Genomic DNA, 26,055 nt, shown 5'->3' on the forward strand with positions numbered 1-26,055 from the left:
AAAAATGGGAAATAATTTTCAGGTAAATATGAACGAGTACCTTCCGCTCAGGGATGTGGTATTCAACACGCTCAGGCAGGCGATTCTCAAGGGAGAGCTGGCGCCGGGGGAAAGGCTGATGGAGATCCAGCTGGCGGAAAAGCTGGGGGTGAGCCGTACGCCGATCCGGGAGGCTATCCGCAAGCTGGAGCTGGAGGGGCTTGTGCTGATGATTCCAAGACGCGGGGCGGAGGTGGCCCGCATCTCCGAGAAAAGCATGAGGGACGTATTGGAGGTGCGCCGCTCCCTAGAGGAGCTGGCTATCGAGCTGGCCTGCCAGAGAATGACGGACGAGGAATTTAAGGAGCTTCAGAGAGCTCAGGAGGCCTTCAAGAGCGCCGTAGAACATGGCAGCGCCATGGAGATAGCGGAGACAGACGAGGCATATCACGATATTATCTACAACAGCACAGGAAATATGAGGCTGGTGCAGATTTTAAATAACCTGAGGGAACAGATGTACCGCTACCGTCTGGAATATATTAAGGACGAGGACAAGCGCCAGATCCTCCTTGTGGAGCACAACAAGATTTACAGAGCCCTGTGCTCCCGCCATGTGGAGGAGGCCAAGCAGGCCATGAGGGAACATATCGATAACCAGGAGATCACAGTGCTTAAGAATATAAAGGAGCAGGAAGAATGACATTCAAGGAATTATATGTATCAGGCCAGATTGAGTTTGAGGAGATCGATCGATATATCAGCCGATGGAACCGCTCTGACGATGAGCGGACTCTGGCGAAGTACCTGGGACTTAATGCAAAGGAAGAGGACGTCTGGATCGACGAGAGCGATGAGGCGCTGAAGGAGCTTCTGGATTCCTATGAGAAGGTAAAGGGAACTCCTGTCACCCTTGGAAGGACAGGAATCATTGTCAACAAAAACGGGTTCGGAGCTCTGCCGATCCAGCGTATCGGAAAGGAGGAGGCTGCCCTCCTGCTGAGAAAGGCCTTCGATGCGGGAGTGCGCTACTTCGATACAGCCAGGGCTTACTCAGACAGCGAGGAGAAGATTGGCTATGCCCTGAGCGATGTGAGGGATCAGATCTTTATTGCCACAAAGACTATGGCGGACACTCCGGAGAAATTCTGGAAGGATCTGGAGGAGAGCCTTTTAAAACTAAAGACAGACTACATAGACATCTACCAGTTCCACAATCCGCCTGTCTGTCCGAAGCCGGGGGATGAGACGGGACTTTACGACGCCATGCTTGAGGCAAAGAAGCAGGGGAAGATCCGTTTTATCGGAATCACCAACCACCGGATTGACGTGGCCGAGGAGGCTGTCGAGTCAGGCCTTTACGATACACTTCAGTTCCCCTTCAATTATCTGTCCACAGAGAGGGAGACTGCCCTGGCAGAAAAGTGCCTGAAAAAGGACATGGGCTTTATCGCCATGAAGGGCCTCTCCGGCGGGCTTCTGACAAACGCGGCGGCCGTCTATGGGTACATGGCCCAGTTTGAGAATGTCCTCCCCATCTGGGGTGTGCAGAGGGAGTCGGAGCTTGATGAGTTTCTTCACTTTATTGAGCAGCCTCCGGTTCTGGACGACGAGCTTAAGGCAGTCATCGAGGCGGACAGAAAGGCTCTGGCCGGAGAATTCTGCAGGGGCTGCGGCTACTGCATGCCCTGTCCGGCAGGAATCGAGATCAACAACTGTGCAAGGATGTCCCTTCTCCTTCGCCGCTCTCCGTCTGCGGGACATCTGTCGCCGGAGGGACAGGAGAAGATGAAAAAGATCGAGGGCTGTCTCCACTGCGGACAGTGCAGGAGCAAATGCCCCTACGGCCTTGATACGCCGAGACTTCTGGAGGAAAATTATAAGGACTATATGGAGGTGCTGGCGGGAAAGCCGCTCTAGGAAATTTCTCCGTCTGCCATTCTGGCAGAAAAAGCACTGTGGGATAAAAGAGTACGAGAATAAGAAAAGAGAATAGGAAAAGAGAATAAGAAAAGTTCAGGAAAAACGCTTTTTGCAGCTGATTCAGGCTGTGGAAAGCGTTTTTTCTTCCGCGGCACAGATACCGGGAAAGGGTGTTTCTACGGTCAGCCTCCTCAAATTGTGAAAATTTTGTAAAATCACCAGTTCGCTTCTTGACATAGTGACAGGTTGTCACTATAATAAGTGACAGCTTGTCACCAGAGTTTTTTCTGTCTGCCTTCCTGCCGATCAGCGGGGATGCCGGCAGGAGGGATTCAAAACAGCGGAAAACTTAGGAAAGCAGGGTGAGAAATATGCCGTCAGAGCGATTTTACCGTCTGTCGGAGGAAAAGAGAAAGACTATCTGCGAGGCTGCAATTCGGGAATTTGCCAGAGTGACCATGGATAAGGTTTCCATTAATCAGATTATCAAGAACGCGGATATTTCCAGAGGCAGCTTTTATACTTACTTTGAGGATAAATGGGATATTGTGTCCTACATTTTTGAGGATATTCAGGAGAAGCTGATTATTCTTGTGAAGGACAGGGCCAGGAAAACAGGGGGAGATATATTCGCCGTGATGGACTGCATTATGCAGGAAATGCTTCAGTTCTGCTGTTCCAGGCCGAATTTCGATTTTCTCAAAAACATCATGCTCCACATGAATTCGGATGATATGTTTGGAGGAAGGCTTTCCAAAAAGAAGAATGAGGAATATGCAAAGACAGGGGAGCAGGTGGAGCGATGGCTGTACGAGCACGCCGATCAGGCAAAGACGCATTTTACGAAATTCGAGGATTTTCACTGCCTGTTTGCGCTGGGAATGGCATCGGTGGCGATGGCCATCAGAGAAATCTACGATGGAGTACCCTTGGAGGATGCCAGGAGAAATTACAGCCAGAGAATGGAGATTCTCAAGTACGGAAGCATGAGGCGTGATGTTCAGGAAAATCCCTCCCTCCGTATGCAGAATCATACATAATCAGAAGATATGGGCGCATAAGAGGATATGTCTGCACATTCAGGCATCAGCATCATAGAAATAAAGACAGAAAGCAAAGGGAGAAAACAGCATGAAGAAATCAAAGATTGTTATAGCAGCGGTTGTAGCTGTGGCAGCGGTTATGATTGTTCCTCGGTTTTTAAAGCCGAAGGAGGAGGTAAACTCGGCGGCCGTTCCGGTGGTATCTGTGGCGAATCCGGAGATCGGGACGATTGAAATCTACACGGATCTTTCAGGGAGCATAGAACCCTCTGAGATGGCTTCCATTATTCCGAAGGCTGCCGGAGAGGTAACGGAGATTTACGTGAAGGCCGGGGATGTGGTGACAGAGGGACAGCCTATCTGCCATATTGACACAAAAATGGTGGATACGGCAAAGAACAGTATGGACACGGCTGCGGTGAACCTGGACAATGCGAACAGGGAGCTGGAGCGTTCACGGGTGCTGTTTGAGAGCGGAAATCTTTCCCAGCAGGCCTATGAGCAGGCCCAGAGCAGCGCCGAGCTGGCCAGACTTCAGTACGATTCTGCAAAGATCGCCTACGACAACCAGGTAGAGTACAGCTCTATCACAGCTCCTATTGCGGGAAAAGTGGAGAGCGTGAGTGTGGAGGTTCACGATAATGTGAGCACCCAGAATATTATCTGTGTGATCTCAGGCGAGGGGGCCAAGCAGGTCAACTTCGCTGTGACAGAGAGAGTCGTGGGAGGCCTTCATGTGGGCGACACGGTGGAGATTGACAAAAACGGAACGGTTTATGAGGGAACAATCTCCGAGGTCAGCACAAAGATTGACGATGACACAGGCCTCTTTAATGTAAAGGCTTCTCTGACAGAGGCCCAGGCTCTTGCCACAGGCTCCAGAGTAAAGCTGTCCGTCGTATCAGAGCACGCGGACAATGTGCTGACGGTTCCGACAGATGCCGTTTACTATTCCGGCGGAAAGCCGAATGTGTACACCTATGACAACGGAACGGTACACGAGGTTCCCGTTGAAGTAGGAATTTTTGATGCAGAGAAGACAGAGGTAATTTCCGGCCTTACGGCGGACGATCAGGTGATTGTCACATGGAGCTCGGAGCTTTATGAGGGCTCCCAGGTAGAGCTTGCAGGCGCTGACGAAACCACAGGCGAAACCGCAGACGAAACTGAAGAGCAGGCGGCAGAGTAAGGAGGCGTACATATGGGTTTAACGAAATTTGTCCTGAAACGTCCCGTCACTACGATCCTGGCAGTGCTCTGCCTGATCGTATTCGGACTTTCCTCTGTCCTGTCCTCCAAGCTGGAGCTGATCCCGGAGATGGAGATGCCGATGATGGTAGTGTTCACCACCTATGCGGGGGCAAGCCCGGAGGATGTGAGCGAGCTGGTGACCAAGCCCATCGAGGATGAGATAGGAACGCTGAGCGGCGTCAAGTCAGTGACCAGCTACTCACAGGAAAATATTTCCATGGTTCTTCTGGAATACCAGTATGGAACGGACATGGATAAGGCCTACAATGATTTAAAGAAAAAGACAGATCTTCTTACAGCAACTCTTCCCGAAGATGCAGAAGAACCGGTAGTTGTGGAGTTCAATATCAACGATATGGCCACCATGACCCTGGCGGTCAATGATGATACAGCCGACAATCTTTACAACTATGTAAATGAGAAGATTGTGCCGGAGTTTGAAAAGATTTCCTCCGTGGCCAGCGTAGACGTCAGCGGCGGACAGGAGCAGTATGTAAAAGTAGAACTTATTCCGGAAAAGATGGATCAGTACCACCTGACCATGAATTCTCTGATCTCTGCCATCGGCTCAGCCGATTTCTCCCTCCCGGCGGGAAGCGCTGTCGTGGGAAATCAGGAGCTGTCCGTGTCCGCGGGAGTTACCTTCGACACCATGGAGAGCTTAAAGACCATTCCGATCACCGTGGGAAGCGGAGATGTCATCCATCTGGAGGATGTGGCCAATATTTACTCAAACCTGGAGGATCCGGCGGGAATCGGCCGCTATAACGGAAAGGATACGATCTCTCTGGGAATCAAAAAGCAGCAGGAGGCTTCCGCCGGAGAGGTTTCAAAGTCGGTAAACAGCACCATCGAGCGCTTAAAGCGAAGTAATCCGAACCTGGAAATCGTTGTAGTTAATGACAGCAGTGACAGCATCAACTCCTCTCTGGAAAGTGTTATGACGACTATGGTAATGGCTGTCATCATCTCCATGGCAATCCTTTACCTGTTCTTCGGAGATGTGAAGGCATCCCTGATTGTAGGAACTTCCATCCCGATCTCCATTCTGGCAGCCCTCATATTGATGAGAGCCATGGGCTTCTCCCTGAACGTTATCACTCTGGGAAGCCTTGTTCTGGGCGTCGGAATGATGGTAGACAACTCGATCAACGTCCTGGAGAGCTGCTTCAGGGCGAAAGAAAAGATTGGAAACGGTGCCACCTCCTTCAGGGATGCGGCTCTTGAGGGAACAAGAATCATGATCGCCTCCATTCTCGGCGGTACAGCCACAACCTGCGTGGTGTTCCTTCCCCTGGCCCTGATTCAGGGACTTTCCGGACAGATGTTCAAGCCTCTGGGCTTTACAATCGTGTTCTGTATGGTGGCCTCCTTTATCTCGGCGATTACGGTAGTTCCGCTGTGCTATACCATGTACCGTCCGGCGGAAAAGACTAAGGCTCCGCTGTCCGGCGCAGTTCGGGCAATGCAGGATCAGTACAGGAAGATCCTTCGCTTCCTTCTTCCGAAGAAGAAAACGGTTATGTTTACAAGTATTGCCCTGCTTCTGTTCTCCTTTGTTCTGGCAACTCAGATCCGCACGGAGCTGATGCCTGCCACTGACGAGGGAACTATTCAGGTAACCATGGAACTGAGGCCGGGTCTGACGGTTGAGAAGGCAGATGAGATTGTATCGAAGGTGGAGGAGTATGTGGCGGCTGATCCTGACGTGGAGGACTACATTCTGTCCTATGGAGCCAGCGGTCTCAGCATTTCAGGCGGCTCCTCAGCCACTATCACCGCTTACCTGGCAGATGACAGAAAGCGTTCCACCGATGAGGTGGTGAAGGAATGGAATCCGCTTCTGACCGGATATCCGGAGATGAATGTAACGGTTGAGTCTGTAAGCTCCAGCTCCACGATGGCGAGTTCAGCGGACGGGGTGGAGTACATTCTCCAGGGTACCCAGTACGATGAGCTGAAGAATATTTCAGACCAGATCACAGAGGCCTTAAAGCAGAGACCGGAGGTGACAAAGGTACACTCCACACTGGAAAACTCTGCTCCCGTTATCCAGATCGACATCGATCCCATTAAGGCGTCCGCAGAGGGGCTTGTGCCGGCACAGGTGGCCCAGAGCGTCTATCTGATGATCAGCGGAAGCGAGGCTACGACTCTTGACCAGGACGGCGAGGAGATCAGCGTCAATGTAGAGTACCCGGACGGCTGGTATGAAACGGTTGACCAGGTAAAGGGAATTGTAGTGAGCGGGGCGGCAGGAAACTCTGTGGCTCTGGCGGACATTGCCGATATTTACTTCAAGGACAGTCCACAGAGTATTACCAGAAAAGACAAGGAATATCAGGTGACCATCAGCGGAGACTTCGTCAATGGAACGCAGGAAGAGCAGATGGATGCCATTGAAACGCAGATTTACGACGAGGAGGTAGCTCCAAGACTGACTGAGAACGTGACAAGGGCTCAGAACGCTATGGATGAGAGTATGGCGGAGGAGTTTGCATCTCTTGGAGGAGCCATCGCCATGGCCATTTTCCTGGTGTTTGTCGTTATGGCGGCTCAGTTTGAGTCACCGAAGTTCTCCCTCATGGTTATGACAACAATCCCGTTCAGCCTTATCGGAGCCTTCGGTCTCCTCTTCTTAGCCGATGCCAGCATCAGTATGGCATCCCTGTTAGGATTCCTGATGCTGTTCGGTACTGTAGTAAACTCCGGTATCCTCTATGTAGATACAGCTGACCAGTACAGGGCAGAGATGGATCGTGACACCGCTCTTGTGGAAGCCGGAGCGACGAGACTTCGTCCTATCCTTATGACAACGCTGACCACAGTCGTCTCCATGATCCCTATGGCAATGGCCTACGGCGACAGCGGAGAGACCATGCAGGGACTTGCCCTTGTAAACGTGGGCGGTCTGGTGGCTTCCACGGTTCTGTCCCTGCTGATGCTGCCGATCTACTACACACTGATGAACAGAAAGCCCAAGGAAGATGAGCTGGATGTAGACTAGGATAAGTGGATGCAGGCAAAATAAAGAGTTCCATCGCCGGCCGCCTGCTCCGTTTCAGGTCCTGGAGGGCGCAGCGGGAGAAGCTTCCAGACTGACTGGAAACGCTGCTTAATATTTCCAGCACTTCCAGTCAGAAAATATAGTACAATAGAGTGGCGGCCCGGCTTTCAGAAAATAAAGGACTGAAAAGAACAGACAGACAAGAACAGACAGACGGTCTGATGCAGCAGAAAAACAGAACAGGACAGGGAAGACGCAGCAGAGCAGCTGCGGGCACCTGGACAGCGGAGGTGATTCAATGAAACGAAAACAGGCGGCGGCTGCCGCTCTGGCGCTTTTGATGACGGTCGGTGTGCCGGGAGCGGCCTTAGCCGGACCCTCCGGGGCAGACGGCGGGGCAGCTGAGGCCAGGGAGGCCAGCCTGAACGACGGACTTCTCGAGTATGACGAGCTGCCTGAACTGGTTGAGCGCTACAACGTAACTTACAAGAATACATATTCTCAGACTGTAAACCAGAGCCAGAACCTGGATGCGGCCAGGCAGCTGGGAAAGGACGCCAATGAGCTGATGGAGGAGGCCCTTGATCTGAAGGATGACGACATGGATGAAGCCACCAGGGCACTCTACGAGTCCTACAAGGAATCTGCCAAAGCCATGAGAAAGCAGGCAGCAGAGCTGTCGACGGAAGAACTCTCAGGAACAGTGGAGCGTTCCATGAAGATGCTGAAAAACCAGCAGACCATGCTGGCCCAGAATCTTCTGATCCAGTATCAGAGCGCAGTCTCCGGAAAGGAGCTGGCAGACAAGAATGAGGAGCTGGCGAAGGCCTCCCTGGACGCAGTGACAGCCCAGGCAAGTCTTGGCATGGCCTCTTCGGAGGATGTGCTGAAGGCCAACCAGGCCTGGATCCAGGCTCAGAGCGCCGCAGTTCAGCTTGACTCCACCATCAGAAATCTGAAGCAGAATCTTCTTATCACATGCGGCTGGGAGGGAGATGCCGATCCGGAGATTGCCCCTCTTCCGGCGCCGGATCCGGCCAGGGTTGACAGTATGAATCTGGCTGCTGACACAGAGACGGCCACTCAGGCCAACTACAGTTTCATAAGCCTCAGACAGGGCGCAGCCTCCGGTTCCGTTTCAAGAAACGCAAAAAAGAGAAATGTTTCCCAGATGCGCCAGAGCATAGCAGTAGGCATGGAGGGGCTTTACGCCAAGGCAGTAGCTGCAAAGCAGGCCTATGAGGGAGCAGAGGCAAACTTCCAGGCTGCAGCCCTTGACATGCAGGCTGCAGACCAGAAAAATGCCATGGGAATGATGAGCAGGACTGCCTATCTCCAGGCCCAGGCCTCCTATCTGGCGGCCAAATCGGAGAGGGATACGGCTCAGACGGAGCTGTTCACAGCTATCCAGAACTATGACTGGGCATTGAAGGGCATGATGGTGTCAGGAAGCTAGGGAGGGAAGAACAATGAACAGACAATACAGGAGGGTTCTGCCGCTTCTGACAGCGGCGGCGCTTGCGGCCACGCCTATGGAGGCGTTGGCTGAAAATCCCCAGTTTGCCCATGACGAGGCAACCTGGGAGAGACTGAAAGATAATGTTATGGAATACGATGAGCTGTCCCTTCTGGTTGAGGAATACAACCCGAATTACCAGAATGAGCAGGCATCCTACAATGATACGAAGAATGATGACGATGCCGCGCAGATACGCCGGGACGCCAAAGACAGTGCCCAGGACATGTATGATTCTGCGGAGGATCTGAAAGAGCAGGCCGAGGATTTGAGCTCCATGGCCGATGACCTGAGCGATCAGGCTCAGGCGGCTTTGGATGCCGGAAATCCGGCTCTTGCCGCACAGCTTCAGGCAGGTGCCGCCAGCTACATGGCAGGGTATGCGCCTCTCATGTCAGCGGCAGCCATGACGCAGAACAGCGCCCTGAAGTCAGATATTTCCGCTGACAGCTCCTACGTGGACAGCGACATGAGGAAAATCCAGCACGTCAAAAACCAGAAGGGAATTATTGTGTCCACCCAGAATCTCTTTAATTCCTATAACCAGCTCCGCGCAAATGCGGCTCTGATCCAGAAAAACGTGGAGGTTATGGAGGCAGCCTTAAGGGCCACAGAGACCCAGGCTTCCATCGGCATGGCAACTCAGGCAGATGTGCTGAAGGCCCAGAAGAATCTTCAGTCCATTCAGTCCACCCAGACGGAAACCCTGGCAAGCCTTGAAACGCTTCGCCAGAATCTCTGCATGATGACAGGATGGAGCTACGACGCACAGCCGGAGATCAGAGAGGTACCCCACGCCAATGGTGACGCCATAGCTCAGATTAATCTGGAGGCGGATACGCAGACGGCACTGGCAAATAACTACGATCTCCAGTACAGCCGGCGGGCGCTTGGCAATATGCAGGAAAACTCCACAGACAGAAAGAATCAGGAGAGAACAGTAAAAAATCTGGAGCAGACGGTGAGCGCCACCATGACAAACCTCTACAACGACATCAGGCAGAAGCAGATTGCCTGGCAGTTAGCTCAGGCAGAGCTTGCCACAGAGGAGCAGACCATGTCTGCCATGGAAACAAAGAGGAGCCTCGGCATGGCCAGCGACATCGAGTACCTGCAGGAGCAGTCCACCTACCTGAGCAAGCAGGTGGCAGAGCAGACAGCTGATATGGCTCTCTTCCAGGCTATAGAAACCTACCAGTGGGCTGTGAACGGATATATGAACACATCCGGCTCATAGAGAAACGAGAGTATGGAGAGAGAAGTTTTAGATAGAGAAATTTCAGATAGAGAAGTTTCAGATATAGAAGCTTCGGAGAGATGAGCGCTGAATGAATGTTCCATTCAGGAATACAGGCGGGAGAGCAGATATTCGGAAGGGCAGCGCAGACAGGAAACAGGAAAAAGCATAGACAATCACGGAAGTGAAAAACAGCGGGGATGCTTTACAGGGAACCATTCAGGTTTCAGCAGGAGAGCTCCCCGCTGTCTTAGTTTTTCCGCTGTCCGGGGAGTATGCCGTTTGGCGCCTGTCTGCGGTCAGCGGAAGAATTCCAGGATACGGAGACTGATGTGAACAACAGGCTTTTCAGAGGCATCCGGCCGGGAATCCTCCCCGGAGGGCGTCTGGCGGGAAAAAGGGCTCTCTTTGCCGCCTTCTCTTTCATTCTGGGCAATTCCGGCAGACTCTCCGAATACAAGTCTTCTGTCTGCGGAGATTTCCTCGAATACACTTTCATCTAAAAGGCATGCAAGCTCCTTTCTGGATTCAGAAGGAACCACAGCGCAGGCCTCCTCAGTAAAGCAGAGGGAGGGATAGAGGACACACCACCAGTTATGGCCGCTTCCTTCCCCGATTATCACGCGCACGGCATCATAGATTCCGCAGGGAAAGACGATGTCTCCGTAGAAGCGGGTCGGAAAGTAGGCGCTTTCCAGACGTATCTGTACCTGGTCCGGTTTCCCCTGCTCTTCCAGAAAGGACTCGGCCAGCGTTTCAAGCTCATCCCGGTGGAGGAGTATGTAGGACTGGAGCCTGGCCTTCTGTGAGGTCTGCTCCTCTCCCTCCTCATCGGAAGAAAAGCCCCGGCGGATCTCCTCGAGGAGCAGATCCCGGACACCAAACTTCAGCTTTTGATCCTCATTGGAATCACTGTTTGCCAGGACGTGAAAGCGGAGTACCTGGGGAGCCACGGACGAGGCAACTGCCTCCTCCTGCTTTCTTGCGCTGCTGATATACAGCGTGAGAGAAACAGCCAGGCAGGCGGCTGCCAGCGAGAGGTACATACATTTATAACTTCCGGCGTCTGAACAACGCTTCAGGAAACGGGAAAAACTTTTCATCTCAAACTCCTTTGCTGCTGTGTTTTCTCCGAGTATTGACAGGCATGATATAATTTAAACAGTTTTTATTAGAAAAAGGTTGAAATTGCTCTGGTATGAGAATAAACTGAATGGGAGCCAGCTTGAGATTCTTTTCTGGCGCCTGAGAACGCCAGAAGCAGCGCTGTCTGCAGAAAGCAGAGACTGCGGGCGATCCGGCAGGTATTGGCCCGGAATATGACAATCAATATAGAAAAGGACACAGAAGGAGAGGAAAGACAGATGAAAACAAAGGTGCTGGTAGTGTTTGGCGGACAGTCCTCAGAGCACATCGTATCGTGCATGTCGGCTGTCAATGTAATTAACCATATAGACAGGGAAAAATACGACGTGGTAATTGTGGGGATAACTGAGGAGGGAAAATGGCTCTATGTGGACAGCGTGGAGTCCATCCGGGACGAGAGCTGGAGAGACAAATCCGTGCGCGCGGTATTTTCTCCGGATGCCACGGAAAAATGTGTGCTCATTGAGAGAGAGAGCGGAGTGGAGAAGGTTCCGGTGGATGTGGCGTTTCCGGTTCTTCACGGGCTTTACGGGGAGGACGGAACTATCCAGGGCCTTTTTGAGCTGGCCAGACTGCCCTACGTGGGCTGCGGAGTCCTGGCCTCTGCCGTTTCCATGGATAAACTGTACACAAAGATTGTGGCGGACACTCTGGGCGTGCGCCAGGCAGCCTATGTCCCGGTTATGAGAGGGGAGCTCTCCCATATGGAATCCGTGACAGAGCGGGTGGAAAAGTATTTCTCCTATCCTGTCTTTATCAAGCCGTCCAACGCAGGTTCCTCCAGGGGAGTTTCCAAAGCCTCAGACCGCAGCGAGCTGGAGAACGGACTGAGGGAAGCTGCGAAGCATGACAGAAAGATTCTGGTAGAGGAAATGATCGTGGGCCGCGAGGTAGAGTGCGCCGTGTTCGGAGGAGGAAACGGGGAGGTCATCTCTTCCGGTGTGGGTGAGATCCTGGCGGCCGCCGACTTCTATGACTTTGACGCCAAGTATTACAATGAAGAGTCCAGAACAGTGGTCAATCCTGAGCTGCCGGGGGACGCTGCCGAGAAGGTAAGAGAGGCTGCCAGAAGGATCTTCACCGCTGTAGACGGCTACGGAATGGCGAGGGTGGACTTCTTTGTGACAGAGCAGGGAGAGGTTGTGTTCAATGAGATCAACACCATCCCAGGCTTTACCGCCATCAGCATGTACCCGATGCTTTTCGAGGCTGCGGGAGTGGATAAGACAGAGCTTGTAACGCGCCTGATCGAAAATGGACGCGTAAGGTATGACTCATAACGGCTGGCTGGAAAGGAGAGCATATGGACAGAAACGCGCCTATCGGTGTATTTGATTCGGGAGTCGGAGGTCTGACAGTGGCCAGGGAGATTATGCGCCAGATGCCGGAGGAGAAGCTTGTCTATTTCGGAGACACCGCCAGGGTTCCCTACGGAACGAAATCTCAGGAGACGGTGATCCGATATTCCAGGCAGATTATCCGTTTCCTGCGGACCAAGGAGGTAAAGGCCATCGTCATTGCCTGCAATACGGCGACTGCCTGCGCGCTGGAAACGGTGGAGAAGGATCTGGACATTCCGATTATCGGCGTGATCCACGCCGGAGCCAGGGCTGCTGTGGAGGCGACGAAAAACAGAAAGATAGGGATTATCGGCACAGAGGCCACCATCAGAAGCGGCGTCTACACAGAGCTGATGAAGCAGATGAACCCGGCAATCGAGGTGACTGGAAAGCCCTGTCCCCTCTTTGTGCCTCTCGTGGAGGAGGGGCTGCTCCACGACTCTGTCACCGACGAGATTGCCTCCCGCTATCTGGCCTCTCTCAAGGAAAAATATATTGATACCCTTGTTATGGGCTGCACCCATTACCCTCTCCTTCGCTCCACGCTGGCGCGGCTGATGGGCGAGGAGGTGACGCTTATCAATCCGGCCTACGAGACCGCCAGGGAGCTTAAGAGCCTTCTGGGGGAAAAGGAGCTTACCTGCATTCCGGGGGAGGCCGGAGGGGAAAAATACCAGTTTTTTGTCAGCGACATGGCAGAACGGTTCAAGAGCTTTGCAACGGCAATCCTTCCGGGAGAGGTGAAGGAGACGAGAAAGATAAATATTGAGGAATACTGAAGATACAAGACCGGGAAGGAAAAAGACTGTGACAGAGGGCTGCGGTATTCCAAAGCAGAAGGAGAATGATGAATGACGAAAGAGGTTCTTGTGAGTATCCGGGGAATCCACACGGTGGACGGGGAATCCGACAATGTGGAGGTTATCACGGCCGGAAGCTATTATTTTAAGAACAATAAGCACTATATCGTCTATGACGAGCTGGTGGAGGGTTTTGACAGGGCGGTGAAAAATACAATCCGGATCGGACGAAATACGGTGGATGTGATGAAGAGCGGTCCGGCCCGCTCCCATATGGTTTTTGAGGAAAACAAGACGAATGTAAACTGCTATTCCACCGCCTTCGGCCAGATGATGGTGGGTGTCAGCACAAACATGATAGACATAGACGAGCAGGAAGATCGAATCAGCGTTCACGTGGATTATACTCTCGATGTAAATTTTGAAAAAATGTCAAACTGCAGGATTTCCATTGACATTCAGTCAAAGGAAAAGGCTGATTTTCATTTGAATTCATAGTGGGAAGAAGGAGAAGGCTTAACTGGAAACATACTAAAGGAGGAGAGGGCAGAAAGCTCTTATGAGAGTCCTCTTTTCAACGACGGAAAGGCGGAAAAACGGATGATAAAGCGGCAGGAGGAAAGTGCAAAAAAAGAAAGACAGCCCAGCGCTCAGAGGGAGATGCCAGGAATCTGTCAGACTGACAAAAAGGCGGGAAAAACAGCTTCGGCTGCAGCCGGCCTTGGGGTGAGAGAGCTGGCGGCCGGCGGCTTTTTCACTGCGCTGATTGCAGTGGGAGCATTTATAAAAATCAGCATCCCCGTCCAGCCCTTTCCTATGAACTTTACCCTTCAGTTTTTCTTTGTTCTGCTGGCAGCGCTGCTTCTCGGGGCAAGGCAGGCATTTCTCTGTGTCCTCACTTACCTGGCCGTGGGCCTGGTAGGAGTCCCTATTTTTGCAGCAGGGGGAGGGCCGGCCTATCTGCTCAGGCCTACCTTCGGATTTCTGCTGGGTTTTGCTGCCGCCGCATGGGTGACGGGAACCGTTTCCGAAAAGCTCAGGAGCTCTTCCCTGAAGAGCCTTATGGCAGCCTGCCTCTGCGGCTTCACTGTCATGTATCTGTCAGGCATGTTCTATTTCTATTTTCTGAGCAATTACGTGATCCATATGCCTGTAACAGCCGGAGTAGTTTTTGTGAACTGTTTCCTGCTGACAGCCGGCGGAGATCTGCTTTTGTGCTTTCTGGCCAGTCTCACTGCCAGGAGGCTGAAGCCCATGATGGCATTTCTGAGGTAAGGGAGCTTACCGGTTTTTGGAGTCTGCTTTGGCAGACTCTTTTTTTGTATAACAGGGAACGAGGTTTCCTGTTATACAAAAAGCCCTGCCCGCTTTTTTACTGCGGGAGGTTAAGCGCTGTCAAAACACAGCATAATTTGACAAAAAAATCTGGAATGACATTAAAAAAATACGAAAAAATAAATAAGAACAGAAAAATTGTCATATTAATCTCTGCGAATTCGTGTAAATAATAAAGAGGGCAAATAGAACGATACAACAGTCAAATCAGTACAGTCAAACAACAGCAGAAAACATAATAGAATCTACTCTCTTTTCACATCATTGATTAGCTTTCTCACAGATTTCAGCAAATACTCCATTTGATCCGGCAGCAGAAAATCACGAAGCCTGTATCGGATACAGGCTTTGAAGATAAATCAAAACATGCAAAGGAGGAGTTGTATGAAAAAGAAACGAAGACGGCAGATTGGCAGGCAGATTATAAGCTGGGTTCTGACGGCATCCATGGTGCTGCCGAACACGGCAGTCCTGGTGGCCGATGCGGCAGAGCAGGTTAAAAACATGCCCCGCTATGTGGACTTTTCACGCCCTTCAGCCCTGACGCTGAATGAACTGGGATTTTCCGGGTCAGTGGGAGGAAACAGCTCAGGAAGAAACAGCGCCGCTCAGGGAGACGACAAAGACCAGTCCAAGGGCAGCGGGACAGAAGGCAGCCAGCCGAAGAGCAGCAGTCAGGAGGAGAGCGGCTCAGATGGAAAACGCACAGAAGACAGCAAAACCGGAAGCAGCAGCTCCAAAAAAGAGGAAGAGAGCGGAAGCTCCGGCTCTGAGGGGAGTGAGACAGGCTCCGAAGGAGGCAGTTCTGAAAGTGAGGGAAGCAGTTCCGGCTCTGAGAAAGGAGAAGATAAAACAGACGGGAGCGGAACCAGCGAAAAAGGCGAGAGTGAAAGCGAAACCGGCGAAAAAGGCGAGAGTGAAAGCGGATCCGGCGAAAGCGAAACAGGTGAAGACGAAACAAGTGGGAGCGGCACAAGTGAAAGTGAAGCCGGTGGAGAGAGCGGAAGTGAAGAGGAAGACAGCTCTCAGGCTGGTTCCGGGACAGATGATAGCGGAGCAGACGGGGAATCCGGGGACGGTTCTGACTTAGACAGCGCGAAAAGCCTGACAGTTCCAAGGACTCCGGCACCATAGATGATCCGACAGAGGAAGAGAAACAGCCTCCAAAGAAAGAACCGTCCTCAGAGGAGCAGCAGGAGGAGCCCCCCCTGGAAGAGCTTCCTCCTGAGGAAACGCTTCCAGAAGAAGAGCAGCTTCTGGAAGAAGAGGAGCTTCGCGCTCCCGAGGATTTTTACGAGGAGCCTGAGGCTGACGAGCCAGACGGAGAATTGGTGCGCTTTGACGGCTCCGTCCGTACCTACCGTACCGGGGACGGAGAGTATACAACCGTGATCGGCGGGTATTCCGGACTCTATGAGCGGGAAGACGGCACAGTGGAAGAGGTGGATGACACTCTGATTCCTCTGAAGGAAAAGAGAGAGAAGGAGGAACCCGGTGAAGATGAGCCGCAGAAGGCCAGCAGCTCTAACGCCATGCCTTTAAGGAGCATTTCTGCCTCCTCCTACCTGGCTAATGCAGGCGGTGAAACAGATATTCAGATCCCGGAGCGGATTACGTCTGCGCGGGGCATCCGCATCGAGTCCGGGGAAGACAGCATGGAGCTGATCCCCTCCGGCGGCAGCTTCAAACGGAGCCTCTGTGAGGGAAATGCTATCCGTTTTACGGATGTATATGAAAACATTGACTACCAGTATACGGTAGTTGGGAATACGGTGAAGGAGGACATTATCCTTCTGGAACCGTCAGAGAAGTATGAGTTTACCTACCAGTTAAAGATTCCGGGCCTCCAGGCGGCCAAAGAGGACGGCCGCATTGTGATTTACCGGGACAGAAAAGAGGAGCCGGTATTTCTTCTGGATGCGCCTCTGATGATTGATGACGACGGAGAAACAAGCAGCGATCTGACTATGAAGCTGTCCGGGAAGAAGGACCGGGTGACTGTGACAGTGAAGGCAGACGAGGACTGGCTGGAGGATGAGGACCGAGCCTATCCGGTCCGTATCGATCCGAGTCCCCTGGTTCCATCCAATGAGCTTATCATGTGTACGGTGTCTGAAGGACATCCGTCTTCCCACTATGACTGGGGAAGCCCGTCTTACGTGGGATATGTGGACGACAGTATGAAAAACTGCCGCGTCTATATTGCAGTCAATATGTTCGACGATGCCAACATGCAGGATATTCTGAATTCTGCCACAAACTGCCTGCAGGCAACCCTGGAGATCCACCAGCAGACAGACAACAGCAAGGGCACAAGTGTCTTCGAGCTTGGTTTTCCGGTGGTGGGCTGGGATGCCAACCGCGTGACCTGGAATTCTATGCCGGCCGTTAACCCGGCGCCGGAACGCCATATTTTTGCAGGCTCTGCCGGAGAGAACCAGACTCTGTCCTTTGACTTTACTGAGGTGATGAACGCCTGGATCGCAAAGACAGAGCCTCAGGGCGGCTTTATGCTGAAAGCCCAGGTGGAGGCCGGTGAGACGACGGATCCTGCCTACCGCATGGCGGCAGAGACCTTTGCAAATACCTACAATTCAGCCCAGGGCCCGAAGATCACTGTGGTATGGGAGGGAAATCTGGAAGAAGAGGCCATGGATCTGGAAAAGACCACGATAGATGTAACTCCGTCTATTGTCAGCACCGAGATTGGGGGATACAGCGTATCCGGCGTCCTGACAAACGGAAAGACACAGGAGGGCGCAAAGATTTCCTGGCAGCTGATGGAAGAGGCCTCAGAGGAGGAAAAAGACAGCGGGGAGACAGAGGGCGCAGAGGAGTTTATCTACCCGGATTTCCAGAAAGCAGATCTGGAGAGCGATTATGATGCCAGTCTGGTTTCCAACTGGCAGGCAGAGAGCGGATGGACCCTGGACGACCTGGAAACAGATACGATCTATTACGTGTCAGGAACCGCCGAGGGATATCCGCTAAATGAAGACGGAACGGCTGATACTGAGGGGGAGAAAATCACCTTTACACCGGAAGACAGTGATACCTTCCTGCTCTATGAGGTGCAGCAGCACGATCTGGTAAACCGGATTGCCCGTCACTACGGGGTAAATCCCAACACCATCGCAAGAGATAACCACCTGTACAAAAATCAGCTGGCAGAAGCGGATACAATCCTCTTCATCCGCGGACCGAAGACAGCAGAGCCCTACTCCTGGCAGGATAATCTGACGCCTCTTGAAGAGAAGCTCTTGGAAAATCTGCTGGCAGGAGCCAATGTCAACTGTGAGCTGGGTCTGGAGCCTGTGAATCTGAATACAGGAAACTTCTACATGACCCAGGAGGACTTTGGGATTCCGGAATTAAACGGCAGCTTTGGCATCACGAGAAGCTACAACTCCTCCCTGCCGGACTACCACAATGAGTTCGGCTATGGCTGGAGCTCCGGCTTAGGCGACCACCTGTCCATCCTGCCGGACGGAACGATCCTCTATAAGAGGAGCGATGGAAAGGGCATCCCCTTTACAAAGAACGGGGATACCTACGAGGCGCCGGAAGGCTATGCCCAGACGCTTACTCCCCTGGACTCCATTGAGATCGACACTGCCACCGCCTCTGACGCAGAGGAGAGCGGCAGAAACGAATCCGGGGAAACCGGCAAGGATGCGAAAACTGACCGGCCTGCCACAGAAACAAGGGTTGTCACCACGGAGGAGCTTTTAAAGGAGGCAGAGCAGAGAAAGCTGGCGTCCGGGAGGAGCTTTGCTGAAAATCTGGTGACAGGACTTCCAAGAGCCAGCAGCTCAGACGCCAGAAAGCAGTCCGGTGAACCGGACAGCGAGAAAGAGGAGAAAGAAAGCGCCATCGCCCCGCCGGCCTGCGCCGGATGGAAGGTGACAGACACGGACGGAAGTACATTCGTGTTTGACGCCCAGGGATTTCTCCAGTACCATGAGGATCGGCAGGGCCGCCGCACCACCTTCGTCTACAGTGACGATTATGACCTGCTTCAGATCAAATCTCCTACGGGAAAAATTCTCGACATCACCATGGACGAGAAGGGTAGGATCACAGAGGCAGGTCTGCCGGATGGCACCCAGGTAAGCTATGAGTACGACGAGGATGGAAATCTGGTTCAGTATACTAACCAGGCCGGAGATACCCGCCGATATGAGTATGACGACAGTCACCGCATGACGGCCTGGTATGATGAGAACGGCACCTGCGTCACGGCAAATGTCTATGACGGGGAGGGGCGTGTGACGAAGCAGACGGACGGAAATGGAAACACTGCCGTTTTGACCTATGCCGACGGCTGTACCACCGTCACCGACAATAATGGCAATATCACAGAATACTGCTATGACAGCCAGTACCGAACCACCCGGATTGTATACCCGGACGGAAGCGAGCTGCGCTATACCTACGATGAAAACGGATACCGGTCATCAGAGACAGATGAGCTGGGAAATACCACCGCCTACACCTATGACAGGAATGGAAATCTCCTGACTGAGACGAGGGCCGACGGTTCCAGGGCCTCCTTCACCTATAATGAGGCAAACCAGCTCTTAACCGCCACTGACTATGAGGGCGGCACCACCGCCTATACCTATGACGAAAGAGGCAATCTCCTGACGGCCACGGATCCTGAGGGCAATACGGTTTCCCTCACCTACGACGGGCAGAGCCGCCTGATTTCCATGACGGATGCAAACGGCGGTACTGTTACCCTTCAGTATGACGGCGCTGCGGTGACATCCATCACCGATGGGGAGGGGCATACCGCCCATTTCACCTATGACGCCATGAACCGCCTTTTAACTCAGACAGACGGTTCCGGCCGCACAGAGAAGTGGACTTACAATAAAAACGGATGGAATCTTACAGAAACAGCAGGGGACGGGGGAACCACGGTCTATGAATACAGCCCGGCGGGAGAGGTGCTGTCCATTACCGATCCTATGGGAACGGAAACTGCCTTCACCTACGATCCCATGCACAACATCCTGAGCGGGACAGACGCAAAGGGAAATACTCTGACTTACGCCTACGACGGGAACTACAATCGGATATCCGAAACGGATGCTCTGGGCCGCACCACGGTCTACGCATATGACGGCAGAAACCGCCTGATTTCCGTGACGGACGCCAAAGGGCAGAAGATTTCCTATATCCTGGACGCGAAGGGAAACCAGATTGCAGCTTCTGACCGGAGAGGAAACACGGTACATACCGAATACGATTCGATCCTTGGTCTTCCCGTCCTGGTAACGGACGCCATGGGCTACGAGAGCCGGTATGAGTATGATCGAAACGGCCGCCTGCTCAGGCAGACGAACCCTGACGGAACCACCCAGGCCTATGAGTACGACAAAAACGGCCGTGTGATCCGCATGACAGCGCCAAACGGTCTTGTCACAGAGCTTGGCTATGATGGAAACGGAAATATCGTCCGCCTGTCCGATGACGAGACGAGGGTTTATACATTTACCTACAACCACAACAACCAGCTCACGAAAGCGAGAGATCCGCTGGGAGGTGAAACCGCCTGCGTCTACGACGGAGCCGGAAACCTTCTGACTTTCACCGATGCCAACGGCCACAGCACCCGGTATCGCTATGACGGGGCCAGCCGCTTACAGGAAGTGATCGATGCCCTGGACGGAGTGACCGCCACTGATTATGATTTAAACGGCCGCATAGTGAAAAGCACCGACGCCAACGGTCACAGTGATGAATTCTATTACAGCGAAATCGGAGAGTTCCTGGCCCAGACAGACGCTTTGGGCCATGTGACTGCCCGCGAGTACGACCCAGTGGGCAATGTGACGAAAACCACCGATGCCCTGAAAGGGGAAACCAGGATTGTCTACGACGAGTTAAACCAGCCGGTTGCGCTGACTGACGCCCTGGATCACGAGTACCAGACCGCCTATGACGAGAACGGAAATCTGGTAAGGATTCAGATGCCTGACGGCGATACTGTCACTATGGAATACGATGCGAACAACCGGATCATTACGAGCACGGACGAGGCCGGCGTCGTAACCGCCTACACTTATGATGAGATGGGCCGCGTCACGAAGAAGAAGGACAATATCGGGAATACCACCCTCTATGGTTACGACGAAAGCGGGAATCTCATCTGGCAGAGCGACACCATCGGAAGGACCGCCTTCTATGAGTACGATCCCTTCGGACGTCTGGTAGAACAGACCGACTTCGGACAGACCGTTACCCGCTACGAGTACGATGCCCTGGACCGTCTGACCAGAGTAATACAGCCGGACGGCACCGCTTATGCCTACGAATACGATCCGGCAGGAAATCTTATAAAGACCACGGAACCGGGAGAGGCGGTCTATATCTACGCTTATGACGCCATCAACCGGGTCACCAGCGAAACCAATCCTCTGGGAGCAGTCACCGGGTATACCTATGACGCAGTGGGAAACCTCCTGTCCGCCCTGGACGCGGAAGGGGCTGAAACCTCCTACGCCTACGATGATACTGACCGGCTCACCTCCGTCACCAACGGGCGCAGAAACACGGAACTTTACGAGTATGACGAGCTGTCCCGTCTGCTGAGCTTCACCACGCCGGAGGGAAATAAGACGGAATACCGATATGACGCCCTGGGGAACGTGACGAAGGTTAAGGATCCCAACGGCCTGATCACCGAGTACCGATACGATGTGATGGGAAACCTTATCGAGGCCATTTCCCCGAAGGGGGCAAAGACTTCCTATACCTATGACAAACATGACGAGCTGACCAGCGAAACCGATCCGGCGGGAAACACCACCGTCTACGAGGTGGATTTAAACCGCCTGGTGACAAAGCTGACCCAGAAAAACGGGGGCTCCTACGTCTATACCTACGATCCTGTCCACCGTCTGACCGGTATCACCACCCCACTGGGCCTGACCCGTACCTTCGAGTACGATCCGGCAGACAATATCATAGAGGACAGCGACAGTCTGGGAAGAAACAGCTCCTATGAGTACGACGTGATGCACCGGATGACGAAGGTAAGAGATCCGGAAGGGGGAATTACGGAATTCGGATACGACATCCGCGGCAATCAGAACGCCGTCACCGATGCCCTGGGATATACCTGGAACTATGAGTATGATCTCATTGATCAGCTGAAGGCCAGTGTGGATCCGGAGGGAAAGGCCACTGAGTATGCCTACAACCAGGTGGGACGCCTGATTTCCCAGACAAAACCGGGAGAGAGAACCACGCAGTATTCCTACGATCCGGCCTACAACCTCATCGGAATCACAGATCCGAAAGGATATTTCTACAGCTATACCTATGATAAAGACGATCGCCTGATTGGAACGAAAAACCCCTTAGGCGAGACCACCGAAACTGTTTACGATCCGGGCAGCCGGATTACGGACTATACGGATCGGATGGGATTAAGCGAGCATTACGCCTACGATCCCCACGGAAACCTTCTGACCTTCACAGGAACCAGCGGCTTAAATACCCGGTTTTCCTATGATATCCTGGATAATCTGACAGAGGTAACGCTGCCCAGCGGCCTGAAGACCCGGTACACCTACGATGAGATGGGCAATGTGACGGCTGTGGAAGACACCATGGGCCGCGTCACCGGATATACCTACGATCTGGAGGGCAACCGTACCAGCCTGACAAACGCGGAGGGCCGGACGGAGAAATGGAGCTACGACGCGGGAGGACGTCTGACCAGTTATACGACCAACAGCGGCGACACCATCCGGTACGACTACAACAAGCTGAATAACCTGGTGGAGAAGTCCTACGAAAATGCAGAAGACACGGTGATTGTGGGGAAAAACGGGGAACCGGCTGCCGGACAGGACGAAGAGGCAGAAAAAGGCGTGCTTTACGGCTACGACGCTCTGGGCCAGCGGGTATCCATGATGGATCTTACCGGGGAAAGCACTTACCAGTATGACGGCCTCGGCCGCATCACCCAGGTGACAAACGGATCCGGGCAGACCGTCTCCTACACTTATGACGGTTCCGATCAGCTGGAGAGCATCACCTATCCCGACGGAACCAGCGTCCATTACCGCTACGATAAGAACGACAACCTGACCGAGGTCATCGGACGGGATGGGGAAAGCACCACCTATGAGTACGACGCCATCAACCGGATCACCCAGATCCACCGTCCAAACGGTATCAGCACCTACAATACCTACAATGCCAGAGATCAGATCGTTACCATGAAAAATACCTGTGACGACTGCGGATGGGTCGTGAGCCAGTACGATTATACCTATGATGATCGCGGTTTCATCATCGGTGAGGATGCCATCGAATCTCTCTACGGCTACGCATGGGATGACAAGCATGACGGAAAGCACGAGAACGGCCGTCATGACGACAAGTACCCTCACGGAGGCCAGCACCGGAACAAACATGATAAGGACGGAAAAGACAACTATCAGATCGTGGAGACAAACCGCACCTTCGAGTACGACGAGGACGGAAAGCTGTTAAAATCCACAGAGAAGGAAGAAAACCAGGGAACCTACACCTATGAGTATACCTACGATGACATGGGGAACCGGTTAAGCTATACGAAGAAGCGGAATGGAACCGTACAGGAGAGTGCGGAGTACACCTATAACCTGTCCAACCAGCCAGTCCATGCAAAACTCTATGACGGGAAGAAGCATACCGAAATGGAGTACGGCTATGACGCGGACGGAAACCTGGTTTCCGAGAACGGGACAAAGGGGACCGATAAGGTAGAGCTGAGCTACTACTATACGGTGGAGAACCGTCTGAAGGCTGTATACGAAAAAGACAACCTGCTGGCAGCCATGGCCTACGACGGAGACGGGAACCGGACCTTCCAGCTGTCCTACAACCTGCATACGGACGACGACTTCAAGGGAAACAGCGGGAATGGAAACGGGAACAACAAGGACAATACGGGAAGCGGAAATAAGGGGAACAACGGAAAGGAAAGCGGAAAAGAGAAAACATCCATCAGTCCGGAAGACGCCCTGTTATCCTACCAGGCTCTGACCCTGTCCTTAGAGGAACTGCTCCGGCCGCAGGAGGAGAGCAAAGCGACAGCATCCGATGCAGAGGAGAAGAGGACGGAAAACGCACTTCTGCCGGAAACAGAAACCAGGGAGGAAGCTGACCAGATCATTTCCCTGTTTAAAAAGAAGAATGAAAACGGAAACAACGGCAACAACGGAGATGGAGGAAACGGAAACCACTACGGCTGGGACGCCGCCAGCCCGTCGGATGCGGAGGAAAAGCCGGATCAGGGAAATAACGGGAACGGTAATGGGAACAAAGACAAGGACAAAGGCAACAACGGGAACAAAGATAAGGACAAAGGCAACAACGGCAACGGCAATACCAACAACACAGGCGGAAGCGAGAACCAGAGCGGAATCCTGATGCCGGAAAAGCCGGTATCAGCCATCGAGCAGGGCCTTATTGACCTGATTAAGACGGAAGGCCATCAGAAGAATTATGAGCTGGTGGAGTATGTGAGCGACGTGAACCGGGAATACGCAGAAGTCCTGATGGAAGTCAATATTGACGGCGAGCCGGATACGGCGTATGCTTACGGTAACGAGAGGCTGACCGTGGAGCGGTTTACCGGCTGGACAGGATACTATACCTACGATCCGAGGGGAAGCGTAAGCGGAGTGACGGACGCAGACGGCGGCCTGTGGGCGTCTTACCGGTATAACGCCACAGGAAAGATGACCTTCGGCGAGCCGGAGTATAACAATATCTACGGATATAATGCCGAGAGCTACAATCCGATGCTGGAGCTTCAGTACCTGAGAGCCAGATACTATGACGTGGAGAGGGGGAATTTCTTAACCGAGGACACTTACCTGGGAGACATCAGCGATCCGCTGACGCTGAACCGGTATAACTATGTAAAGTCTAACCCGTTAAATTACATCGATCCGAGCGGATTTGTGTCAGAGTATCTGACAGGCCCGTCGTATGATCCGGATGATTCGTGGAAAGCCAACAACTATCCGCTGTCACAGACAGGTTCAGAGAGAACCGAGTTCCCAGTACCAGTGGTATCGGGAACAGAGGCGGTCAGAGAGCTTTGGGGAAGTGTCTCTAAAGGTGTTGACCATTTTCTCAGAGAGCTTGATCAGGCGATAGATATTGGTACGAAATATCTAAAACAAATAGGAAAATGGATGGAGGAAGCAGTCGGTGCATCAGTTGTTGATGTATGCGGAAAAGTGGTAGAAATAGGAGAAGAGATAGGAGAAGTACTCGTATCATTTCTGGCCGGAATGCTGATGGGGATTGATAATGCATTTGCAATACCTACGGATGTATCTGATGAAATATTCAGTGAGCATGCAGACGCCTACAACCTGGGAAAGATTCTGGGCCGCTCAGGTATAATAGCGGTATTGTCAATCATGGCAGGAATGTTTGTGGGAGGAGTAGGAGCCGCGGCAGGAGCAACGATTGTCATAGGAGGAGCGGCAGTTCTTGTCACAACATCAGCAATTGCAATAACCTGGAATGCATTGACACAGGGTCATTTAACACTCGCAGTTTCAAATGAGGGAAGCAGCAGTGGAAAAGGGAATACAAGCGATGAAGGTAAGGGGAATTCTGATTCTAAAAAGAATAAAATACCTGATAATGATTCAACGACAGGACACATTTTTAGAGATGCAGAAGGTCATATTCCAGATACTCCAGAAAATAGAGCATTATTAGAAGATGTCGCGAATGATCCTGCCAATTTCCGTGGAACTGATAAGTATGGGAATGAATGGTATACAAAGATTCAGAGCGATGGGAGTCAAGTATGGGTAGAATCAAGAAATGGAAATATTTTTGAAGGTGGAGTTAATAATACACCGAAACCGTGGAATCCAGAAACAGGCCTGAAAAAGCCATGATAAGGAGAAAATATGAGAGTTATGCAATCGTTTTTAATGTTTTTCTATATTTTGGATCAGTGTTATGAGCAGTGTCCAGAAAATGACTTAGGAGGTTTTTTAGGGTCAATATCTCCTGAACTGTGGGAGGATGGTAAACCAATGGATAAAGCTGTGTATAATGATTGGAAAGATCGAAATGATGTAGCACTTCTTAATAATCAAAACATTATAAGCGCAACACTTGATTTTTTACAATTTTACCAGACAAAATTTGGCTTTGATTTTTCAAAAACCCAAAGTATCCTTGAGAACACTGGGGAGAGTGAGATGCTTGAAAAAGCAGCAACTAAAACCGATTTGATGTATAAAAAGCATAATTATCATGATTAGTATTTATTCGCCCGGCTTTGCCGGGCGACGCCCCACGGGCGGGTGGCATCAAGCCACCCGGCCTTTAACCAGCACACATTTCTACCCTATTAAACTCACTTTTGGGTTGAAAACTCTCTTTTTCAAATCGGGCTAATAAGCCGAATCCTGCGGCAGACGGTACAACCCTTCCGAG

The 26,055-nt window shown here is 52.2% G+C and carries 15 protein-coding genes; 14 read left to right on the forward strand and 1 reads right to left on the reverse strand.

The genetic code is table 11. The features are described 5' to 3' along the window. Nucleotides 1-4: 4 nt before the first annotated feature. From LK436_RS05450 to LK436_RS05480, 7 genes are all read left to right on the forward strand, one after another. Nucleotides 5-682, forward strand: a complete 678-nt coding sequence (locus LK436_RS05450) for a GntR family transcriptional regulator (RefSeq protein WP_044930929.1) — start codon at nucleotides 5-7, stop codon at nucleotides 680-682. Further along, entirely contained in the window at nucleotides 679-1,899 is a 1,221-nt protein-coding gene (locus LK436_RS05455; RefSeq protein ID WP_008396599.1) for an aldo/keto reductase, read from the forward strand. Before LK436_RS05450 ends, LK436_RS05455 begins: the two co-directional genes overlap by 4 nt. 374 nt (nucleotides 1,900-2,273) lie before the next feature. Beyond that, entirely contained in the window at nucleotides 2,274-2,942 is a 669-nt protein-coding gene (locus LK436_RS05460) for a TetR/AcrR family transcriptional regulator (RefSeq protein ID WP_008396600.1), read from the forward strand. A 91-nt stretch (nucleotides 2,943-3,033) separates the two neighbouring features. Continuing rightward, nucleotides 3,034-4,134 carry an efflux RND transporter periplasmic adaptor subunit gene (locus LK436_RS05465; RefSeq protein WP_008396601.1) on the forward strand — a complete coding sequence of 367 codons (1,101 nt, stop codon included), beginning with the start codon at nucleotides 3,034-3,036 and terminating at the stop codon, nucleotides 4,132-4,134. Nucleotides 4,135-4,146: 12 nt separating this feature from the next. Continuing rightward, nucleotides 4,147-7,203 (forward strand): efflux RND transporter permease subunit, encoded by a 3,057-nt coding sequence (locus tag LK436_RS05470; protein ID WP_008396603.1) that lies wholly within the window; start codon nucleotides 4,147-4,149, stop codon nucleotides 7,201-7,203. Nucleotides 7,204-7,501: 298 nt separating this feature from the next. Beyond that, nucleotides 7,502-8,659 carry a TolC family protein gene (locus tag LK436_RS05475; protein ID WP_008396606.1) on the forward strand — a complete coding sequence of 386 codons (1,158 nt, stop codon included), beginning with the start codon at nucleotides 7,502-7,504 and terminating at the stop codon, nucleotides 8,657-8,659. A gap of 13 nt (nucleotides 8,660-8,672) precedes the next feature. Next, nucleotides 8,673-9,956, forward strand: a complete 1,284-nt coding sequence (locus LK436_RS05480; RefSeq protein ID WP_008396607.1) for a TolC family protein — start codon at nucleotides 8,673-8,675, stop codon at nucleotides 9,954-9,956. Between the two features lie 299 nt (nucleotides 9,957-10,255). Here LK436_RS05480 and LK436_RS05485 read toward each other — a convergent pair whose 3' ends face one another. Continuing rightward, a complete protein-coding gene (locus LK436_RS05485) occupies nucleotides 10,256-11,059 on the reverse strand; it encodes a stage II sporulation protein R (protein WP_015544434.1) in 804 nt (267 codons plus the stop codon). Nucleotides 11,060-11,275: 216 nt separating this feature from the next. On the opposite strand from LK436_RS05485, the gene LK436_RS05490 reads away from it, so the two are divergent. The 7 genes from LK436_RS05490 (at nucleotide 11,276) to LK436_RS05520 (ending at nucleotide 25,880) form a co-directional block, all read left to right on the forward strand. After that, nucleotides 11,276-12,382 (forward strand): D-alanine--D-alanine ligase family protein, encoded by a 1,107-nt coding sequence (locus LK436_RS05490; protein WP_008396612.1) that lies wholly within the window; start codon nucleotides 11,276-11,278, stop codon nucleotides 12,380-12,382. A gap of 23 nt (nucleotides 12,383-12,405) precedes the next feature. Beyond that, nucleotides 12,406-13,221 carry a glutamate racemase gene (gene murI / locus LK436_RS05495; RefSeq protein WP_008396613.1) on the forward strand — a complete coding sequence of 272 codons (816 nt, stop codon included), beginning with the start codon at nucleotides 12,406-12,408 and terminating at the stop codon, nucleotides 13,219-13,221. Nucleotides 13,222-13,293: 72 nt separating this feature from the next. After that, nucleotides 13,294-13,740 (forward strand): DUF1934 domain-containing protein, encoded by a 447-nt coding sequence (locus LK436_RS05500; protein WP_008396614.1) that lies wholly within the window; start codon nucleotides 13,294-13,296, stop codon nucleotides 13,738-13,740. 102 nt (nucleotides 13,741-13,842) lie between these two features. After that, a complete protein-coding gene (locus LK436_RS05505; protein ID WP_008396615.1) occupies nucleotides 13,843-14,517 on the forward strand; it encodes a biotin transporter BioY in 675 nt (224 codons plus the stop codon). A 444-nt stretch (nucleotides 14,518-14,961) separates the two neighbouring features. Next, entirely contained in the window at nucleotides 14,962-15,711 is a 750-nt protein-coding gene (locus tag LK436_RS05510; RefSeq protein WP_008396617.1) for a hypothetical protein, read from the forward strand. A gap of 197 nt (nucleotides 15,712-15,908) precedes the next feature. Further along, nucleotides 15,909-25,508: a DNRLRE domain-containing protein gene (locus LK436_RS05515; protein ID WP_147594702.1), complete on the forward strand. Its 9,600-nt coding sequence runs from the start codon at nucleotides 15,909-15,911 to the stop codon at nucleotides 25,506-25,508. A 12-nt stretch (nucleotides 25,509-25,520) separates the two neighbouring features. After that, entirely contained in the window at nucleotides 25,521-25,880 is a 360-nt protein-coding gene (locus LK436_RS05520; RefSeq protein WP_008396620.1) for a hypothetical protein, read from the forward strand. Nucleotides 25,881-26,055 lie beyond the last annotated feature (175 nt).

It is taken from the genome of Clostridium sp. M62/1 (assembly GCF_020736365.1).
In the GTDB taxonomy this organism is placed as follows: Bacteria; Bacillota; Clostridia; order Lachnospirales; family Lachnospiraceae; genus Otoolea; species Otoolea saccharolyticum_A.

Coding starts and splice junctions, on each gene's coding strand:
- LK436_RS05450 (WP_044930929.1), top strand. CDS start 5: ATGGGAAATAATTTTCAGGTAAATATGAACGAGTACCTTCCGCTCAGG.
- LK436_RS05455 (WP_008396599.1), top strand. CDS start 679: ATGACATTCAAGGAATTATATGTATCAGGCCAGATTGAGTTTGAGGAG.
- LK436_RS05460 (WP_008396600.1), top strand. CDS start 2,274: ATGCCGTCAGAGCGATTTTACCGTCTGTCGGAGGAAAAGAGAAAGACT.
- LK436_RS05465 (WP_008396601.1), top strand. CDS start 3,034: ATGAAGAAATCAAAGATTGTTATAGCAGCGGTTGTAGCTGTGGCAGCG.
- LK436_RS05470 (WP_008396603.1), top strand. CDS start 4,147: ATGGGTTTAACGAAATTTGTCCTGAAACGTCCCGTCACTACGATCCTG.
- LK436_RS05475 (WP_008396606.1), top strand. CDS start 7,502: ATGAAACGAAAACAGGCGGCGGCTGCCGCTCTGGCGCTTTTGATGACG.
- LK436_RS05480 (WP_008396607.1), top strand. CDS start 8,673: ATGAACAGACAATACAGGAGGGTTCTGCCGCTTCTGACAGCGGCGGCG.
- LK436_RS05485 (WP_015544434.1), bottom strand. CDS start 11,059: ATGAAAAGTTTTTCCCGTTTCCTGAAGCGTTGTTCAGACGCCGGAAGT.
- LK436_RS05490 (WP_008396612.1), top strand. CDS start 11,276: ATGACAATCAATATAGAAAAGGACACAGAAGGAGAGGAAAGACAGATG.
- murI (WP_008396613.1), top strand. CDS start 12,406: ATGGACAGAAACGCGCCTATCGGTGTATTTGATTCGGGAGTCGGAGGT.
- LK436_RS05500 (WP_008396614.1), top strand. CDS start 13,294: ATGACGAAAGAGGTTCTTGTGAGTATCCGGGGAATCCACACGGTGGAC.
- LK436_RS05505 (WP_008396615.1), top strand. CDS start 13,843: ATGATAAAGCGGCAGGAGGAAAGTGCAAAAAAAGAAAGACAGCCCAGC.
- LK436_RS05510 (WP_008396617.1), top strand. CDS start 14,962: ATGAAAAAGAAACGAAGACGGCAGATTGGCAGGCAGATTATAAGCTGG.
- LK436_RS05520 (WP_008396620.1), top strand. CDS start 25,521: ATGAGAGTTATGCAATCGTTTTTAATGTTTTTCTATATTTTGGATCAG.